This window comes from Rhodanobacter thiooxydans LCS2, from assembly GCF_000264375.1.
In the GTDB taxonomy this organism is placed as follows: domain Bacteria; phylum Pseudomonadota; class Gammaproteobacteria; order Xanthomonadales; family Rhodanobacteraceae; genus Rhodanobacter; species Rhodanobacter thiooxydans.
Map to the genome: position 1 here is coordinate 1 of NZ_AJXW01000022.1, position 19,038 is coordinate 19,038.

Annotated in this window: 10 protein-coding genes and 1 pseudogene; 10 read left to right on the plus strand and 1 reads right to left on the minus strand. The window is 60.3% G+C overall.

Annotated elements, in window-relative coordinates:
- From UUA_RS05200 to UUA_RS05230, 6 genes are all read left to right on the plus strand, one after another.
- Positions 1-1,470: formylglycine-generating enzyme family protein (locus UUA_RS05200; RefSeq protein WP_050981805.1), on the plus strand; the 1,470-nt coding region annotated here is incomplete at its 5' end.
- Positions 1,471-1,956: 486 nt separating this feature from the next.
- Positions 1,957-5,112 (plus strand): helicase-related protein, encoded by a 3,156-nt coding sequence (locus tag UUA_RS05210; RefSeq protein WP_153022818.1) that lies wholly within the window; start codon positions 1,957-1,959, stop codon positions 5,110-5,112.
- Between the two features lie 3 nt (positions 5,113-5,115).
- Positions 5,116-6,930 carry a DUF1998 domain-containing protein gene (gene drmB / locus UUA_RS05215; RefSeq protein ID WP_153022819.1) on the plus strand — a complete coding sequence of 605 codons (1,815 nt, stop codon included), beginning with the start codon at positions 5,116-5,118 and terminating at the stop codon, positions 6,928-6,930.
- A 2-nt stretch (positions 6,931-6,932) separates the two neighbouring features.
- Entirely contained in the window at positions 6,933-8,114 is a 1,182-nt protein-coding gene (locus UUA_RS05220) for an ATP-binding domain-containing protein (protein ID WP_008434865.1), read from the plus strand.
- A gap of 2 nt (positions 8,115-8,116) precedes the next feature.
- Positions 8,117-9,973 (plus strand): hypothetical protein, encoded by a 1,857-nt coding sequence (locus UUA_RS05225; protein ID WP_153022820.1) that lies wholly within the window; start codon positions 8,117-8,119, stop codon positions 9,971-9,973.
- Between the two features lie 2 nt (positions 9,974-9,975).
- Positions 9,976-11,544 (plus strand): NERD domain-containing protein, encoded by a 1,569-nt coding sequence (locus UUA_RS05230; protein WP_039953594.1) that lies wholly within the window; start codon positions 9,976-9,978, stop codon positions 11,542-11,544.
- 101 nt (positions 11,545-11,645) lie between these two features.
- Here the strand turns inward: UUA_RS05230 and UUA_RS18515 are convergent.
- A pseudogene (locus tag UUA_RS18515) lies at positions 11,646-13,046 on the minus strand (IS701 family transposase).
- 465 nt (positions 13,047-13,511) lie between these two features.
- Between UUA_RS18515 and UUA_RS05245 the strand changes: the two are divergent.
- The 4 genes from UUA_RS05245 (at position 13,512) to UUA_RS05260 (ending at position 18,975) form a co-directional block, all read left to right on the plus strand.
- Positions 13,512-14,867: a tyrosine-type recombinase/integrase gene (locus tag UUA_RS05245; RefSeq protein WP_008434872.1), complete on the plus strand. Its 1,356-nt coding sequence runs from the start codon at positions 13,512-13,514 to the stop codon at positions 14,865-14,867.
- Between the two features lie 75 nt (positions 14,868-14,942).
- The gene (locus UUA_RS05250) at positions 14,943-15,305 is read left to right on the plus strand and encodes a type II toxin-antitoxin system RelE/ParE family toxin (protein ID WP_008434873.1); all 363 of its coding nucleotides are present in this window, start codon (positions 14,943-14,945) and stop codon (positions 15,303-15,305) included.
- Positions 15,305-15,625 (plus strand): helix-turn-helix domain-containing protein, encoded by a 321-nt coding sequence (locus tag UUA_RS05255; protein ID WP_008434874.1) that lies wholly within the window; start codon positions 15,305-15,307, stop codon positions 15,623-15,625. The genes UUA_RS05250 and UUA_RS05255 overlap by 1 nt, the downstream gene beginning before the upstream one ends.
- Before the next feature lie 155 nt (positions 15,626-15,780).
- The gene (locus tag UUA_RS05260) at positions 15,781-18,975 is read left to right on the plus strand and encodes a tetratricopeptide repeat protein (protein WP_155943237.1); all 3,195 of its coding nucleotides are present in this window, start codon (positions 15,781-15,783) and stop codon (positions 18,973-18,975) included.
- The last annotated feature ends 63 nt before the right edge of the window (positions 18,976-19,038 follow it).

The following is a 19,038-nucleotide window of genomic DNA, read 5'->3' on the forward strand; positions in this document are numbered from 1 at the left end:
GTGGCGGAGATCGACCAGGACATCGCGGTGGGCGACGCCGACGCGGCGCAGGACCTGCTCGACGCCCTGCGCACGCTGCCGAACGCCGAGAAGGAAGTGGCGCAACTGGAGGCGAGCCTGAAAGTCCTGGAGCAGGTGCGGCCGATGCTGGCCGATGCCGCCGGCCTGCTGCGGCAGGGCAAGGCCGACCAACCCGCGGGCGGCAATGCGCTGGAAATGTACCGCGAGGTGCAGAAGCTCGACCCGGAGAACGCGGTGGCCGAGCAGGGCATCTTCCAGGTGCAGCGGGCGGTGCTCGACCGCGCGCTGGCGGCGGTGGCGCAGAACGATTTCGCCGGGGCCGACCGCGAGCTGGCCGCGGCGCAGGCGATCCGCCCTGGCTCGCAGCAGATGATCGACGTGCACAAGCGCGTGGACGACATGCGCGAGCAGCGCGCCAACGGCATGCTGGCGCAGGCGCACTCGGCACTGGACGCCGGCAATCTCGAACTGGCGACGAAGCTGGCGGCGCAGGTGCGCGCGATCGCCCCGCACCTGGCGGCGCTGGCGGCGTTGGACGAACAGCTGACCAACGCGCGCCTATACGCCAGCTACAAACCTGGCCAGGTATTCACCGACCGCTACGTCGACCTGCCGGGCAAGACGCCGGCGATGGTGGTGATCCCCACCGGCAGCTTCCGCATGGGCGCCTCCGCCGACGACGACCACGGCGGCGCCGCACAGCCGCAGCATACGGTCACCATCGCCAAGGGCTTCGCGATGGCGCGCAGTGCGGTGACCGTGGCGCAGTTCCGCGAGTTCGTGCGCGCCAGCAACTACGTGCCCGACTCGGTCAAGCTGGGCGGCGCCAGCGTGTACGACGAGCGCAGCGGTGCCCTGCGCGATGACAGCTCGGCCACCTGGCAGGACGACTACGCCGGCCGCAAGGCCGACGACAACCTGCCGGTGGTGAACGTCTCCTGGAACGACGCCAAGGCGTATGCCGACTGGCTCAGCCAGCGCACCGGCAGAACCTATCGGCTGCCCAGCGAGGCCGAATTCGAGTACGCCCTGCGCGGCGGCACCAGCAGCCGCTACTGGTGGGGCGACGACGCGCCGAAGCACGTGGTGGAGAACCTGACCGGTTCCGGCGACCGCTCGCGCAGCAGCCGCCGCTGGAGCCATGCCTTTCGCAACTACCGCGACGGCTACTGGGGCCCTGCGCCGGTGATGAGCTTCGCCGCCAACCCGTTCGGCCTGTACGACATCAACGGCAACGTCTCGGAGTGGGCGCTGGACTGCTGGCACGACAACTACATCCGCGCACCAGACGATGGCAGTGCCTGGGTCAACCCCGGCTGCCGCTCCCACGTGGTGCGCGGCGGCTCATGGGGCAGCTCGCCGGAGCAGGTGGACTCGGCCTACCGCCAGGGCGCCGACGTCGAACTGCGCAGCGGCCGCGTGGGCTTTCGCGTGGTGCGGGAGTTGTAGGCAGGCATGAAAAAGCCAGCGTGAGGGGATGCGTGCAAACCTTGGCCCCGACCGTGCCATGCGCGATCATGGCGGGCAAGTAGAACAGGGGCAGGCTTTGGACGGCACGGTGACGCTGGGTGCACACGTATTCATACGAGGCGAGGAGTGGCTGATCTGTCAGGTGGACGCGTCCCGCGACGGTGGCCGCCGGCGCGTGTGCGGTGATGCCTTGGAACTGGTGCGTGGGTGCGCTGCGCAGTTCCCGAATTGGTTTGAGGGGTGCAATGAGGTACGCGTTCAGTTTCCGGTGATGCGGCGCCATAAGCTGGACACTTGGTGCGACACCCACGGTTGCGTTGTCTTCACCGCCTGCAAAGGCCTCGTTGGCGTCGACCTCCCCGGCAAGGGTGCCCACCGAGAATCAGGCTGCCGCACTGCCCGGGCGTTTTTTTCGCAACCGCCGAGGGGTGCTGCGGACTCCATGGTCGAGAACTGGGGGTGTCCGTGAGCAGCTATCTCTTTGTCGAACCGCGCCTCCGGCTAATCCAATGGGTGCGCCGCCAACTGGTCGGCCCACCACCGAAAGCTCAGGGCGGACTGGATGACGCCCTTCTCCGAGGCATACTTCCTACCGAACGCTTCCCGTGCGGAGCCATCTACCCTGTGTCTTCGTCGGGCGAGGGCATTGACCCGGCAGGGGACGAGGTGGAAGCAGCCGAAGCTGCCACGGGAGCCTCGGGCGAAAGCAGTGCCGAACCGGCCATCGTGCGCCGCTACATACCGCCGTCCTCGCTGGGTTTTTCCTTCTTCATCACGGGTCGGCGCATTGAACTGCAGCTGTTGTGTTCGGCCGTTCGATACGAACGCACGGAGCGTGACGAGAGCGGACGATACAAAAACGAGTGGACGCGAAAAGCGCTGGTTCCAGACGGCAGCAGCGAGGAAGTCGTCGACGTCACCTGTCCAGACAAGGAGCAACATCAAAGCTGTGGGGTTCTGGCGGATCGCGCGCGACTCGACATCCTCTGGCGGCGCTTCGCTGACGGGTGGATCGTCACCGTCGCTCTGTGCAATACGCAGGTTGTTACCGATGACTCGCGCGAATTCGCGATGGAGCGGGCGGAGCACACATTGTTCGAGGCCAACCTCAGATGCGTGGTCGATTCCGGCGAGGTGGGGGAGTATCCGCGGGTGGATCGCAGACTGCTGGACGACGAAGAGCAGGAAATCGAACTTCAGTATGCCGGTCAACGCATCTTTGCCATCGGGCACGGTTGTGCTGCTGATTGGGGTGTGGCCAATGGCTGGGTCACGGAGTTGCGCACCGAGACCATGCCCATGGTGGAAGTGCCGCAGATGACCGCGGATACGGGTACGGGTGGGGACGCGGCATTGTCCTTGGCGGTGCTGTCGCGTCTCGACGATTGCGCCGACCCGCTTGCCTCCGCGCTGCCGGCCTTCGTGGATGGCTATGCTGCCTGGGCAGGTCGACAGGGGGAGATGCTTTCTGGGTTGGCTGAGGACGATCGCGCGGCCGGGGAACGTATCTGCCAGCGTATTGGAACGACCGTCAAGCGCATGCGGGGTGGCTTGGCGTTGTTGGGTATGGATGCGCAAGTCCGGCTGGCCTTTGCCCTGGCCAATCGCGCCATGCTCGATCAGATGCGGCAGCATGACGTCGTGCGAGGCAAATCGCGTGGTGATGATGCCTACCGCTGGCGCCCGTTCCAGCTGGCGTTCTTGCTTACCGTACTCGAATCCGCCGCCGATCCGGAGAGCGAGGACCGGGATACGGTGGATCTCATCTGGTTTCCGACCGGTGGCGGAAAGACTGAGGCCTATCTCGGATTGATCGCCTTTCAGATCGCGTTGCGGCGGTTGCGTCACCCTCATACCGGTGGTGGCACCTGTGTGCTGATGCGCTACACCTTGCGCCTTTTGACCCGCGACCAATATCTGCGTGCATCACGCCTGATCTGCGCGCTGGAGCGGGTTCGTCGTGAGCGCGATGACCTTGGGACGGAGCCGATCAGTGTCGGGTTGTGGGTGGGCAAGGCGACCTGCCCAAATACCTTCGCAGATGCCGCGACGCTGGTGGCTGAGGCGCGTGCGCGCGGTGAGTTGCCTGCCATGGTGCTTGATAGCTGCCCGTGGTGCGGGCAGGGGTTCAATCCACGCTCAAGCTATCAGGTCAGCGGGCGGCAGTTCGGTTTTCTTTGTAGTAACACGCAATGCGATCTGTATGGCACGTTGCCATGCAATGTGGTGGACGAGGCGCTCTATGCCAATCCGCCAACCATGTTGGTTGCTACCGTGGACAAGTTCGCCCGGCTGGCTTGGGAGGAACGTGCCAGCGCATTCTTTGGCGGTGCACAGTGCCTTCCTCCGGAACTCATCATCCAGGATGAGCTGCATCTGATCTCCAGTGCGCTGGGCTCGGTGGCTGGCCTCTATGAGGCTGGGCTGGATACTGTGCTGCGGCTGCGCGGTATCTATCCCAAATACATCGCCTCCACAGCCACGATCCGCATGGCGACCCAGCAGGTTCGCCGGCTCTACGGACGCGTGGTGTCCGTGTTTCCATCGCCCGGATTGAGTCGCGATGATTCGTACTTTGCCCGTACCGTGCCACTGACGCAGCACCCGGGACGCATCTACGTTGGCTATCTGGCCCCCATGCTCAACCGCCAGAAGTGTCTGGCGCCGCTGGCGGCCGCCATGCTGCTGGCACCTGACGCCTTGTTCAAAGACGAACGGGAGCGAGCCGCGCTACTCGACGCATGGTGGACGCAGATTGTGTATCACGGCAGCCTGAAGGGCGTCGGCAACAGTCACACCGCGTTTGTGAGCGACGTTGGCGAGTTCATACGTTTGCTCGATCCGCAATCAGATGCACGCAGGCAGACCAGCATTGCCCAGCTGACCAGTCTGCAGACGGCTGAGGAAAACAGCGCAATCTTTACCAGACTTGCGCTGCAGCGGGGTGCAGATGGATGCCTGGATGCGGTGCTGGCCACCAACATGGTCTCGGTGGGGTTGGACGTTGCGCGCCTTGCACTGATGACGATCAACGGCCAGCCCCTGACCACCGCCGAATACATTCAGGCCAGCAGCAGGGTCGGCCGCAGCGACGTGCCCGGCGTCGCGTTCATGAACTACTACCGGGACCAGGCGCGCAGTCTCTCGCATTACGAAAGTTTCCGTCCTTTCCATGAAGCCTTCTATCGGTTCGTCGAGCCGACCAGCGTGACGCCCTTCACCTACCAGGCGCGCCTGCGTGCACTGCACGCCGCACTGGTGATTGTCATACGCCATGCGCGCATAGGCTTTGCGGGCAATGACGACGCAGCCCGCTTCGACCCCGACATTGCTGGCGTGGACAAAGCCATCAGGGAGTTCAAGCGGCGCTGCGGCCAGTCTGCCACCGACACGAGGCAGCAGGCAGAGATCGAGACACATATCGATAGTTTGGTAGTCGCTTGGCGAGATGAAGTGGAGCGGTGCCGGACTTTATCGTGCGCTCTGCGCTATCAGGAGTCGGACAACGACAAAGCAGCTGGCCGGCTGCTATACAACCATGACGATCGAATCACGGGACTTTGGCCAACACTGCAGTCCCTGCGTAATGTCGAAAATTCGGCACTTCTGAAGGTACTTTAGGTCATGTCGAATCACCTGATCCCGATTCGCCTGTCGCACTTGCTGGCGCACAGTGGGGTCGGCGCCATCGTGCGCGGCCCCGACGAGCTGGTGGTCGTCCGTGATACCCGACAGTGGACAGACAAGCATGGACAAGCCGGAGGCAGCGTTATCCCCTATGTGGAACGTGTTCGCGCGGCACTGGGAGTGACCGAGGTTCTCCGGGAGCCGCCCGTTGCACGCGAGGGTGCACATGGCCAGATTGATGGCGTTTGCGTGCCGGTATCGCGCTTTCCGCAATGGGCGCGCTGCCCGAACTGCGGTGCGCTTTACCTGAACCCATGGCGGGAAGGCGGCGGTGAATCGCCGCGGTGCGATCGGCAAGCATGTGGCAGAAGGTCAAAGCTCGTGCAGGTGACATGGGTGTTGGCCGACCCTGCAGGTTATCTCGCCGAAGTGCCCTGGCATTATCTGGCGCACAAAAATGCCCGTTCACCGCAGCAACGAGGTTGCAATGTGAAAGACAGGCTGCGACTGGTTGAAATCGGAGCGTCCCGATCGTTGCGTTGCGATGCTTGCAGAGCAGAAGTCCTATTTCGTGGCGATGAACGCCTGGGCTTCGGAACGGGTCGCCAGCAACCTTGGACGTTTGACGAGTTGGCGCCCGCGAGGGAGCTGTCGAATGACGGGCACGACCAACTCGCGCAGGTACTAGCGATCAATGACACGCGCGCGTACTCACCGGTCTGGGGACTCGCGCTCGTGATCCCGCCCGAATCGCGAGCACGTAAAGGAACTGCCGTCGATCGCTTGTATCGCAGTACCCAGGACCGGCGGGCCATCGACGCCGCGCGAACGCCATTGGCAAGAAGGGGCCAGATCAGAACGATCGCAGATACCTATCGCTGCACGCCGGAAGACCTCGAGGCGGCGCTTCTGGATATTGCCCAAGGCTACCCTTCGTACGATGCGGTCTTCACTCCCGGACAGCTTCGGGAAAGCGAGTTCGATGCGTTTTTGGAGATCCTTCCCGACCAGCAGCCGGATGAGGATCTGGTGACACAAGACCAGACGGAAGTCTGGCAGGCACTAGCCGGCGACGAGACCGTTGGCGAAGAAGTGCGGCAGCTCGTTCTTGGGGTGAACCGCTTGGTACGCGTGGATCGGCTCAAGGCCGTGAAAGTGTTCAGAGGCTTCAGCCGCCTCAACGGAGAGGTCGTTGTGCCGCCGGACATCGTGGGCAGCTCCGACTGGTTACCGGCGGTGGAGCTCTACGGCGAAGGCATCTTCATCACACTCGACGAAGATCGGCTTTCACGCTGGGGTGATGACGAGGCAGTCAACTTGCGAGTGCAGCAATTGCTTCCCCGCTTCATCCAATCCGGACGGGATGCGCCCAATCCACTGACCGCCCGCTTTATGTTGCTGCATACCTTGTCGCACCTGTTGATGCGCCAGATCGAAGCGGAAGGCGGATACCCTGCGGCTTCACTCACAGAAGTCATTTACTGCGCGGAAGCGCCCAAACGCATGGCCGGGATACTGATCCATGTCGCCGTTCCGGATATCGCCGGTTCTCTGGGCGGACTGGCCGAAATTGCCGAGCCACGCCGCTTTCTAGGCATCCTCGTGCGTGCGCTGGAGCATGCCCGCTGGTGTTCGCTTGATCCGGTATGCAGCGAGCACGAAGGCCAAGGGCCCGGGCTCCTGAACCGCGCTGCGTGCCACGCGTGCGCCTTGGTTCCGGAGCCTGCCTGCGAGTACGGCAATACCCTGCTCGATCGAGTGTTTGTCAAAGGGGTGGATAGTGGTCTGCCCGCGTTCTTCGGGATGCCCTAGCGATGCCCTGCGATCGGACCCGTCGATTCACTCTGCCGAACGTCCAAGACCTGAGCAAGGATCAGGATGCGGCACTAGCTCTGCCGCTGGACGGGCAGCATTTGATCGTGGGTGGTCCAGGAACCGGCAAGTCGGTTGTCGCGTTGCTGCGGGTGCGGCGCTTGGTGTCGGAGAACGAAAACTATCGCTTCCTCGCATACAACAATCTTCTGGATCAGTCGAGTCGACATTTGTTCGGAAACGACTTGAAGGCGTTCACTCTGATTAGTTGGTTTCGCAGACTCTGGAAGTCACTCGTCAAGGAAAATGTGCCGCTTCTGCAACCTAGTCGGACCGGATATCAAGCTATCGACTGGCGGAGTGTCACGGACCGCCTTCAGACTGGCGAGCTCCCCCCACACTCGTTTGCGCTTCCCTCCCTGGTCATCGACGAAGGGCAGGACATGCCGCCGGCGTTCTATAACGCGCTTGCCAATCTCGGGTTCGAGCACTTCTACATCGTCGCCGACCAGAACCAGCAGATTCATCCGGACAGGTGCAGCGCGCGGCGAGATATCGAGAATGCCTTGGCGATTGCTCATGCAGATACGAAAGAGCTGGTTGCCAATTACCGCAATACCCGTCCCATTGCCCAGTTGGCGCAACATTTCTATTCGGCCAACCCGGCCAGTCCGAAGCCCGACCTCCCTCCGCCGAAACCGCGTGCCTCGATTCCCGAGTTGTGGAGATACGGCTACGGAGAGGCGCGGACGCTTGAGAGCATTGCAGAATTCATCTTGCAAACAGCGGATCGAGCCCCGAAGAAACTGATAGGGATCATCTGTCCAAACAACCCTGTGCGTGAAAAGTTCATGCATGTACTCAATGACATGGACCCTGAACTCGACTGCGGCAAGCCGCCGATCAGCACTTTCGTTTCGGGGCAGGAGGAACCCCTAGATTTCGGGCATGGCGGGATCGCGGTGATCAACGCCCAAGCTTGCAAAGGCTTGGAATTCGACATAGTCATCTTGGCAGATATCGATGAACATCGACCGCGAAACAATTCAGACGCGCTGAAAAAGAGGTTCTACGTGATGGTGGCTCGTGCGCGTGATCAGATCATCATTTTGCGCACCGGAAATCCAGTGCCGGCCATCGATGACCTCCTACCCCAAGACCAGGCCTTTTTGGCCAGGAAATGAACATGATCCCTCGCAAGACAGCGACAAGCAGAGCAAAGCCGCCCGCCAAGGGGACACGCAAGAAGTCGACATCGAGGCAGCCGGACCTGCTGGAAGCATCCGCCCCAGCCGAATTGCCTGAATCTGATGCCGAAATGCCGTCCGAAAGTTTGGGCAACGAAGTTGGGCAGAGTCTTGGCTCGGCTACTGGTCACCCGGAATCGACTGCCCCTCCGTCGCAGCATTCGACAACTCCGCCTGCTTCTGGTGAGCCCGGCTTCGTTCCTCCAGGAAAGCTCGCTCCTTCGGACGCGGCGGCGTCCGGCGGCGTCCGGATGGACACCGCTTCGCAAACCTGGCTGTTGGCGACCAATCACCTGAATCTGCTTCACATGCTCGCCGCTGGCATGGCCATGGGGCCGGCGGGCTTTGCAGGCAAGTACTACCGCGACCCATCCGGCGAGCTATCTGGCCTGGTCCCCCTTTTTCGCGATGGCGTTCCGGAAGCTGCCATACAACAGGCCGTTAGTGAGCAAACGCACCTGCGTCCGTGTATCGCGGAGATAGACCTTACAGGACTCAGCGGACAGGTTCATGTGGTCTCGCGCAACGGTGAGGTTTCTTCCGGCGCGTTGCCTTTGCACATCGACTCGGAGGTAAGTGCGCTACTTGTCGGTGCACCCTTGCCAATGACTTTGGTGAAACGCCTGGTATTCCGTTTACCAACTGACCGCAAGGAATTCGAAGCGTCTGCGCACAGTTTCGCCAATATCGACTTGACGGATCTGAGCATCGAGACGTCCGAGCAGTTCTTTTGTCCTGAGCACCCCGTGGTGTGGCCGTTGCACGGCCAGTTGGAGGACGTCACGCGTGATCGGATTGATCAGCCTTCCGCGCGAGGTGAGGCTGTCGGAGGCTGTCTGGCCATGCTTTACCACCTTGCGAACCGAAGCGACCGGTGTTGCTCCGCCTATCGCGTGGCCAGTGGTGCCGGTACATCCGATGACTACGTCGCCCTACAGCAAGATGCGGTATTGGCGGAGCTCGCGTCATGGGTTGAATCCGGACAGCCGCGTCCGGGAAGTCCGGTGCAGGCACGGCTCTTCTGGGGCGTTGCAGAGGCATTCGTGACGGCGTCGCTCAGCGGATCGGCAGAATCGCCTCTCGACGTTGTCCTTGGCTTTCTGGATGGCCAACTCGCCGCACTGCAGGACGCGCGTTATCGGCCGCGACTGGAGCAGTTGATTTCCGACATGCGCAGCACCTTTGGTTTAGGCGGAGGGACGATCAGTCAGCTATTCGAGCGGCACAAGGGAACGTTGTCACGCCCGTTGCTACTGTTCTGTCTTCGCGAACATTGCGTGGATCTGCTGGAATTCCAGCACCCAAGCCTTAATGACGAGGAGCTCATTGCTGCCGCGGTTTTGTTTGGAGTCCGTGATGGTTGGATCGCTCTTCCCGTTGAGCTGCGGACTTCGAAAGCGCTTTCGCAATTCGTGGAGCAGAAGATGTTCGAAGCCGAATGCAACCAACGCAGTGTTCGACTCTCGCTGGATAAAACGCCGATCAGACCGGTTCCACTTCGCGAGCTTCTCAATGATCGCGGGAGCGTCTGGAGCGAGTCGCGCAATGCATCACTGGCGAGGATAGCCAGTCGGATTGGATGGCAAGACTGCGTTGTCTCCCGGATTCGCTTGCCGCAAGGACAATATCGCCTGAATATTTCTGACGATGGCATCGAGGTCGTCGTTCGCGGAGATGTTAGGCCGCCAGATGTCGAGATCGACAGAGGTGGTTTGTTGAAAAAGATCTCCCAGTGGCCACCAGTGCTTCGTGACGTTGAGAACGAGGTGAGATCCGCACTGGGTTCCAGAGACTGATCATGAGGATGATCCCCAATCAGCCACTAGATACTCGAAGCCGGGCGGAGCTGCGAGTTTTCGATCAGTTGCGTGCATGCTTTTCTGGGGCGGATCAGCATGACTGGTTCGCCATGCATTCGCTTAATTTGCCGCAGCATGAGTACAAGCGATTCGGTGAAATAGACTTCGTTGTTTGTGGGCCAGATGGCCTGTTCGTGCTGGAGATCAAGGGAGGTTCCGTTTCATGTCGTGACGGGGTGTGGGAGACGCGAAACCGGAATGGCTCGGAGCGGTTGACGGAGTCGCCATTCAGGCAGGCCGAGGGCGCGCTTCATGGTCTTCGGAAAAAGCTTCCCGCGGAGTTCGCCACCGCTTTCGTCTTCGGGTACGCGGTAGTCGTGCCTGATGTCGGAGACATGCCAGAAAGTGCCGAGTGGGATCGGGCTGTTGTCGCGGACGCCAGGAATTTCCGGCAGTTTGAGCAGTGGCTAAAGAAGTTGATCTCCCATTGGCGAAACAAGGACCGGAGGGCTTCGAAAGCGAGTCCTGATCAGCTGCGCAAACTGCAGCAGTTCTTGCGCCCTGAGTTCGAGGCGGTGATGCCATTGCATGCATCGATGCATGCGATCGAGGCGCGCGTTGCGCAGCTGACCGAAGACCAGCTCCGATACATTGATGTCGTCGAAGCCAATGATCGTGTCATTTGTTCGGGAGGCGCTGGGACGGGAAAGACGATGTTGGCGCTCGAATTGGCCAAACGTTGGAGTGCCGCCGGCATGAAGGTGGCGCTGACTTGCCACTCCCCGTGGCTTAGGGCCTATCTCGAGAAAGCGGCTACGCCAGGAGTGACGGTGTCGCTGACGAATTCGGCCCAAGTCACCGCGAGGCGCGCAGGTATCGAAAAGTTTGATGCTCTGATCGTCGATGAAGGCCAAGACGTGCTCAACATGGACGCGCTGGTGCGTTTGGACAGCCTTCTGCGTGGCGGTCTTGATAGCGGTCGTTGGAGCTTCTTCCACGACGTAAACAACCAGGCTGGATTGTGTGGCGAGTACAAGCCGGATGCTTATGACTATCTCAATGGCCTTGGAGCTGCCCGCCTCCCATTGAGAACCAACTGTCGCAACACTTTGCCCATTCTGGAGCGGGTGCAGAAGGCACTCGATGCAGATGTTGGGGCGTCTGCCGTCGGGAATGGTCCGGCGGTACGCGAGATCACTGTCGCCAGCAGGGAGGAAGCTGCGGCTGCGTTGCAAAATGAGTTGCTGAAACTGATGAATGACGAAGGCTTCGATCCGTCGGACATCGTCATTCTCTCGCCAAACACCTATTCGCAGTCTTGTGTGTCATTGATGCCGGAACATGAGGAAATGCACGTTTCGGTACTGGATTCCTATTCCCCTCGAGCTGCAGGTGATAGCGCTGTGGGTTTCGCACAAATTGATAACTTCAAGGGGCTGGAGAGTTCGGTAGTTTGGCTGGTTGATTTGTGTGCTCCGAGCGTGAACTCGCTCTTGCGCTCATACCACTATGTCGGAATGACCAGGGCGCGCGCCCTGCTTGGTATGATCCACGTTGATTCACACTGAGAATGACAGTTGCCCGTGCGTGCGTCACTTTCCACATTTCAAAACGCAGCAGTAACACCATCGGATTGGACTGCGGCTGGTTTCATGGCGCGGAGTTAGTTCTACTGTGTCACTAAGTGCCTCTGAGACTTCGGTGCGGCCTCCCGCAACAAGGACATCGTGACAGGTGCCGAGCGATCACGCGGGCGAGACGAAAGTGCAAGGTCGCGATCGAGCGCGGCTGATGCCGCTGCATCGGTCCCAGCCCCACGTGGCCGGAAGCCTTCGGGTACGGCAGGTGCCTTGAATCGAGCACAGTTTTTTTTACTGCCGCGCAAGCGCTCCAGCGTCAAAAAGCCATAGGCGGCGATGCACAGGCTGGCGTGGTGGTGAAATCCGCGCCAGTTGCGTCCTTCGTAGTGGCCCAGGCCGAGTTCCTGCTTCAGTTCCAAGTAGTCGCGTTCGATGCGCCAACGGCCCTTGAGGGTGCCGACGAGGACTGGGAAGGTTGTTTCTTCAGGGCAGCGTCGACAGCCAGTAGCGCAGCGGCTCGGCATCGCTGCGGGGCCATTCGATGACCAGCCATTCGGGGTTCCTGGCGCGGTCATCGTGTGCGGTGACCGCGCGCACGCGGGCAAAGCGACCGGACAATTTTTCCGCGGTGCCCTGTCGCCAGGCGATGGTGCGATACGCCCGCGCCGGCAGCGCCTGCGCCAGGGCACGCACGCTGATGGGAGAATATGCCACATCGCGCACCACTCGCACGCGTGGGCGACCCCGTACCGCCACCGGCGGTGCGGGGGCCGGTTGATGCGCCCCCACCACACCGTGGTGAGTGGTCGGATGCCCAGCGCGTAGAGCAGCCCCTGCGCGCTCAGTTCATCGCGCAGCGCACAGTCGTCGCCATAGGCGGCGTCACCCAGCACCACGCCCCGTGGTACCTGGGCGGCGACCGTGGCGCGGATCTGCGCCGCGGCGATCTGGTTCTTGGTCATGAACTCCACCGACGTGGGCACGCCGACCGCGGCACACCGCTTCGGATCGTCGGCCCACTCCGCCGGCAGGTAGAGCTGCCAGGCCAAGGGCAGACTGTTCGCCTCAGTCGCCAGCGACAGACTCACGGCCACTCGGCAGTTGTCGGTCTTGCCGGTTTATCCGCAGTACTGCCGAGCCACGCCCACCGAGTGCGTCCCCTTCTTCGGAAAACCTGTGTCGTCGATGATCCAGAAGCAAGGCTCCATCCCGTCGCGCGTCAGTGCCGGCAGCACCTGCTTGGCTACCGTCGCCAGCACGGCTTCATCGCTCCACTCCGAGGTCGACACCAGGTGATGCATCGACTGATGAGCCGAACGCACCTCCTGTGACCGCACGCGTGCCGCCATCGGCTCCACGCTCTTGCGCCCTCCGGGCAACATCAAACCCTGCAGATACCATGTGGCCGGCGCCGCCCGATCCGCGTGCCCCAAGGCGGCCACGATCGCCTTCCCATAACGTGCAAAGCGTGCTTCCAGACTCGTACCCATGACCCACCTCCTTGCCCCTGGCTCGAAGATGGCGTCATCGTGCCATATTCAGTGACACAGTAGAATTAGGGGCTGGAGGTAGTTCATGGCGGCCAACAGAAGTACCAACGGACACCATCAGATTCCTTGCGAGCTAGCGAGACCACTTGAATCCTTTCAGGCATGAAAAAGCCCGCTGTTATACGGGCTTTGGGTGTTTCTTGGGTCTCGGTGGTGTCACCTAAAACCCCAAATTGGTACCGGTGAGAGGACTCGAACCTCCACTGTGTCACCACAAGCGGATTTTGAGATTGATTCCCGAGAATAGGATGGGACTACGCTGGAACCCGCAGAGCCTTGCTGTGCTTGGTTTTCCAAGAGGCTAGTCTCGTCTAGCCTTACGTCCTGACCAGATCGATTGCGGCAGACTTTCCGATGCCGTGGCTCCTGGCTGGTTCCTGCGTTCGATCCGAACTAGGAGGCGTCATGGCCAAGACCAAGCTCACCAAATCCGCTGTCGATGCGGCCGAAAACACTGGCAAAGACTACGAGCTGCGGGACACTATTGTCCCCGGCTTCCTCTGCAAAGTCACCGGCCACGGCCGCAAAGTCTTCATGCTCCAGTACCGCACGAACTGGGGCGAGCGCCGCAAACCGAAGATCGGCCAGTTCGGCGAATTGACCGTCGAGCAGGCCCGTTCGATCGCGCAGGACTGGCTGGCCGACGTGCGCAAGGGCAACGACCCCAGTGCCGCCAAGCTGGCCGCCCGCATGGCTCCTGCGGTCAAGGAACTGTGCGAGCAGTTCATCGACGAATACTCCAAGCCACGTAACAAGCCCCGGACGGTCGATACCTACCAAGGCTACATCGACCGCCACATCGTGCCTGCGTTGGGCAGGATGAAGGTGCCCGACGTGACGCGCGCCGACATCACGATGCTGATGCGAAACAAGGCGCATATCGCCGTCACGGCCAATCGGGTTCTAGCCTGCCTGCGCAAGATGTTCAACATGGCCGAGGTGTGGGGCTACCGACCGGATGGCTCCAACCCGTGTCGCCATGTCCCCAAGTACCGGGAGGATGGCGAAACGCGGTACATCACCGACGAGGAACTGGGGCGCCTTTACGCCTATCTCGACCGTGCGGATGCCGAGGGTCTGGAGCATCCGACCTTGACGCTGGCGGTCCGCTTACAATTCGAGTTCTCCGCGCGCATGTCGGAAATCCGCACGCTTGAATGGGCCTGGGTCGATTTCAAGAACCGCCGCGTCGTCTGGCCGGACAGCAAGACCGGGGACATTTCCAAGCCGATGAGCGAGGTGGTGTACCAACTGCTGTCGAACGCCCCTCATATCAGCGATTCGCCCTACGTGTGCCCGGCCATCTTCGACAGCAAGGAGCCACTGCCCGAAGGCACCTACTACAACGCCTGGAAGCGCATCTTGGAACGCGCGAAAGTGCCGCACGTCGGAACGCATGGCATCCGCCATCGTGCGGCCACCGATATCGCCAATTCCGGCGTTCCCATCAAGGTCGGCATGACACTGACCGCGCACAAGACCGTCACCATGTTTATGACGTATGTACATACGGAGGACGACCCGGTTCGGGCGGCTGCGGAGAAGGTAGCTAACCTACGGCGGGATACCATCGAGAGCTGTGCGCCGGCTGCGGTGCCGTTGGCGCCCCCCACCGTTGAGGATGGCGACAAGACCCTTACCAGCCAAGGCAACTATCGTCCGTATCGGCACCGCAAGCACCAGGCGCGTGCCGTGCCGCCCGATACGAAGCGGGCCAAGGCCAAGCCTGCGCCAGAAGCGCTGGAAACGGCCATCCCCTGAACCACGCCCCTGAATTCTCGTATCGCTGTCACGACAATTCAGGGGCTTGTCTTCTATATCCGAACAGGTATAATCATGACTGAGAAACGCAAGCTCCTGTATTGGGAAGGCTCGTCGAAAAAGGACTTCAAGGCGTTCCCCATCGACGTGCAGAAGGACATGGGCGTGGCGCTGTTCGTCGTTCAGTTGGGCGGCACGCCGGATTCGGCCAAGCCTTGGAAGGGGCTGGGTTCCAGCGTGTACGAGCTGGTGGAAGACCACCGGGGCGACACTTTCCGCGCGGTCTATACAGTGCGGATCGGCGACGCGGTGCATGTGCTCCATGCATTCCAGAAGAAGTCCAAGTCCGGCATCGCCACGCCGCAGCCGGACGTGGAGTTGATCGAGAAGCGGCTGAAAGCATTGCTCGCCCGTCACGGGGCGAGCGGGAGAACGTGATGACCCGTATCGACCATCCCCAAGGCACCGACAACGTGCTGCTCGATCTCGGTTTCGACGACGCCGAAGAACTGTCGGCGAAGGCCGCGCTTGCGCTCAAGCTCAACGAACTGATCGACCAGCGCGGGTTGAGCCAGATGGCGGCTGCGACGATTACCGGCATGACCCAACCGAAGGTGTCGCAAGTGCGCCGCTACAAGCTCCAGAACATTTCGCTAGAGCGGCTGATGCAGGCGCTGGTTTCAATGGATCAGCAGGTCGAAATCGTGGTGCAGCCGGCGCGACGTGCCCATGCGCCGGGTATCACTGTTGCGGTCTGAATCTTCGCGGAGCATCAGCATGGAAGGCGAAGCGATAGCGCTGCGCGGTGGGGCCATCGCCCGGGCGGGCATCGTGACCGACACGGCACTCCGGGAGAGGAATGCAGCGAATGGTTAGGGGGAAACAAAAGGAGAGGGTGTCACCATCGGAATTCATGCGCCAACTGCGTCCCGAACTCTATTCAGACACCAGCGATCGAACCACATACTTGTTCGATGCAGCGACACTCGAATACTGTCTCGATACCATCACTGCGCGCAACCAGACTCACGACTTCGAAATTTTTTGTCGCAAGCTGTGCGAACGCACCATTTGCCCAAACTTGAAACCTGCCACAGGGCCAGAGGGAGGCGGGGACAGCAAGGCTGATACCGAAACTATCCCGGTTGCTGATGAGATCGCAACTCTTGCCTATGTGGGCGAGGCAAACGCCAACCGGGAACGCTGGGCATTCGCTTTCAGCGCCAAGAAAAAGTGGGCGGAGAAAGTACGCAACGACGTTGCAGGCATCGTAGCGACGCAGCGTGGGTATCAGAAAATCATTTGCGTTACGGCACAGTTCGCCCGTGCGAAGGATCGCGCTCGTGTCGAAGACGAACTCACCAAGCAACATGGTGTGACTGTCACTATTCTCGACCGGAGTTGGATCGTTGAGCAGATCGTCAATGGCGATCGCCGAGACCTAGCCTTCAACTACCTCGGTGTCGGGCAAGAAGTCGCCGACACGCATCGGCTAGGACCGTCGGACTATTCTCGCTCCCAGCAACTTGAAGATATTGAGAAGGCGCTCGGCAATCCGGAGGCATTCTTCGGGATGGAGATGCAGCGCGTGACGGAGGCTTTGGTAGCAGCCAAGCTATCACGCAATCTCGAGCGTCCAAGAACTGAGACGGATGGGCGGTTTGCTCGCGCAGTTCGGTTTGCCGAACAAGATGGTACTCATCGCCAGAGGCTTGAGGCTAACTACGAATGGATCTGGACCGCTTTTTGGTGGTTCGACGACATCACGTATTTGAACGGAAGTTACGACGCTTTCGAGAAGCTCGTGAGCGACACGGACCACGCCAAGAATCTTGAGCTTCTGTGCAACCTAGCTCAACTACTTTTCAACTCGGTTGTCCATCAGCATCTGACAGTCGATGAGGCCAAGCTGGAAGAGCGCACAACTCGATTGAGCGGCAGATTGAAGTGGGTGGCCGCAGATGATGAACGTCCAAACAATGCATTGGAAGCGCAGACTTCATTACTCGTCATCGAAGTCAACCAGGCATTTCTCAAGAAAGACTCCCAGAAGCTGAGTTCTCTTTGGACGCAGTTCTCTGGCGTGATCAGGCAGGCAAAGGGCCTCGGTGAATTCTCAGTCGATCGCTTGACCAAGCTGATCGAGGTGTTTGGCAGTGCCGCGGGCAGGGACCTTGGCTATGCCAAACTCGTCGACGACGTGGCGGAGTTTGTGTCGGAGCGCACTGGCGAAGCTCAGGGTGCGCTCGTGCTCCTCAAACGCGCTCAACAGCTCGATTTCGAAGACAACTTCGAAATGATCCGGTTGCTGGGCAAGGCTGCGCGGCAACTCACCAAAAAGGAGTATGCCGATTCATTGATCGAAGCACTGCAACTGCTCACGCTTGCTTATCGTAGTGCTGGATTGCTCTGGGCTGCGCGCGCTAGCTGCATTTTTGCGATGGCTTCAATGTTCATCGAAGCGGAAGAGGACAGCGATCTTCCGGCCTCGATCGTGCCTACGATCCTAATGTTAGCGTGGATCGCTGTCGAACTTCGGCACCTTCCGGACGCTCTCGAAGCCATTCGGCTGGTTCAAGGTTGTGCGGCGATGCTCCCGCTCGATGATGCCTCCAAGGAGCGTGTCATGGAGCGGCTCGCCGAGTTCGATCTCATCTTGGCAAGCCAGATTCTGAATTTCACGACACAAGAGCTTCAGCAGCTTGTCTCATTGCCCAATGTTCTTGGTGGACTCGGCCTGCAGCAGAGCCGAAACTCACTGCTCTACGTGCTAGGCCATGAGGCGGTACTCCGCGAGGAGGGGTCGATACCGCATGAAGAGACGCCAGAGAATGTGGCCGATTTGTTCGCTTTGCTGGCTAGCCAGCCGGTCTCCAGCAATCCGCACGGTCCTGTCATATTTAACGAGGGGGACTCACAGTGTCTTGTATCGAGAGTGCAGGGCGTTCGGGTCGCTGTTCACCACTCATGTTCTGACGTCTCGATCCTTGCTGCGGAGGCAGCGATAGGTTCCATAGAAGCGCTTTTCGCGACGGCGATCGATCTGGGCGCAGCGGCGCATACGGAGAACTTCACTATCACGCTGCAAGAAAGTTCACAGGTCAAGGCGCCCGACTTCACGATCGATGCCGAGGAAATGTCTGCCACCATTCGTTGGCCGGCCGGGTTGATACCTGCCACATACGACCGACAGGACGATGTCCAGAAGATGCTGATCGGGCTGGCGGCTACGATCTTTGCCGCCACGTGCTATGTAGAGGATCTGAAGCAGACGGTCGAACATCTCTTTGAGAATGAAGCAGTGCTCGACCGCATTGGGATGGTTGTGGTTGCAGGAAACAGCCGCCAGCGCATATTCAAGAGAGGGCTGTCGAAGCTCGGCGACTGGGTGCAGATGGCAACATCGGTGTTCACGCTTGAGTCGGCACGCCCCACCATTACTCGTCGCGCACTGGATCCAGTAGAAGATGGCGAAGGTTATTCGGCAACAGGTGGCAGTAGCGCACTATTTCAGACGCACGATCATCGTGACCTTGATGTTCGCTCCGTTATTGATGTGCATCTTTGGAATCGAGCTGGTTGGACGGGGGTGGCCTTCGCCCACTGGGGGCCATCGTATCCGCCAGCGATTTCTCTCATTTTTACGGACGAAGATGCCGCCAGGAAGATCTTCACGCGTTGGCGCGAACGCCTGGGGCAGGTCGATAGACGAGACGAGATATTCGTGGCGATAGTGCGTGGAATCTCTGCGGATCATCCGGCTCACTACCGTGTCCTTATTACTTCCAAGCTTCCTTCCAATGATGAGAAGCCCACAGGTAAAACCTTCATGATGACATCGCGAATGCAGACAATGCACGCGGAGTCCGATGTCAATCTGAGTCGTTTCCTCGATATCTATAGCCGGTCACGCGCCTATTTGCTTCTTCCCTCGATCTTGAAGGGCGGAGCCGAGTCGGAGCTTCTTCCAGAGCTCGCGATCCTAAAGCGAGGGCTGAGTGTAAAGAACGCTTCCGAAGTGAACGAGCATGACGCTGAGGCGATGGCACTTGGACTGGAAGAGTACCGCAATCGATTTGGAGGGTTGGGGCGTAGTGCCCCAAGTTAAGAGGCTGTCTGGTTTGGCAATGAGCTTTGCATGGGACGCATTTTGCGTTGCCTGATATCCCGG

Excerpts from the sequence above, each read along its gene's own strand:
- drmB (WP_153022819.1), top strand. The coding sequence starts at position 5,116 with ATGTCGAATCACCTGATCCCGATTCGCCTGTCGCACTTGCTGGCGCAC.
- UUA_RS05220 (WP_008434865.1), top strand. The coding sequence starts at position 6,933 with ATGCCCTGCGATCGGACCCGTCGATTCACTCTGCCGAACGTCCAAGAC.
- UUA_RS05225 (WP_153022820.1), top strand. The coding sequence starts at position 8,117 with ATGATCCCTCGCAAGACAGCGACAAGCAGAGCAAAGCCGCCCGCCAAG.
- UUA_RS05230 (WP_039953594.1), top strand. The coding sequence starts at position 9,976 with ATGAGGATGATCCCCAATCAGCCACTAGATACTCGAAGCCGGGCGGAG.
- UUA_RS05245 (WP_008434872.1), top strand. The coding sequence starts at position 13,512 with ATGGCCAAGACCAAGCTCACCAAATCCGCTGTCGATGCGGCCGAAAAC.
- UUA_RS05250 (WP_008434873.1), top strand. The coding sequence starts at position 14,943 with ATGACTGAGAAACGCAAGCTCCTGTATTGGGAAGGCTCGTCGAAAAAG.
- UUA_RS05255 (WP_008434874.1), top strand. The coding sequence starts at position 15,305 with ATGACCCGTATCGACCATCCCCAAGGCACCGACAACGTGCTGCTCGAT.
- UUA_RS05260 (WP_155943237.1), top strand. The coding sequence starts at position 15,781 with ATGCGCCAACTGCGTCCCGAACTCTATTCAGACACCAGCGATCGAACC.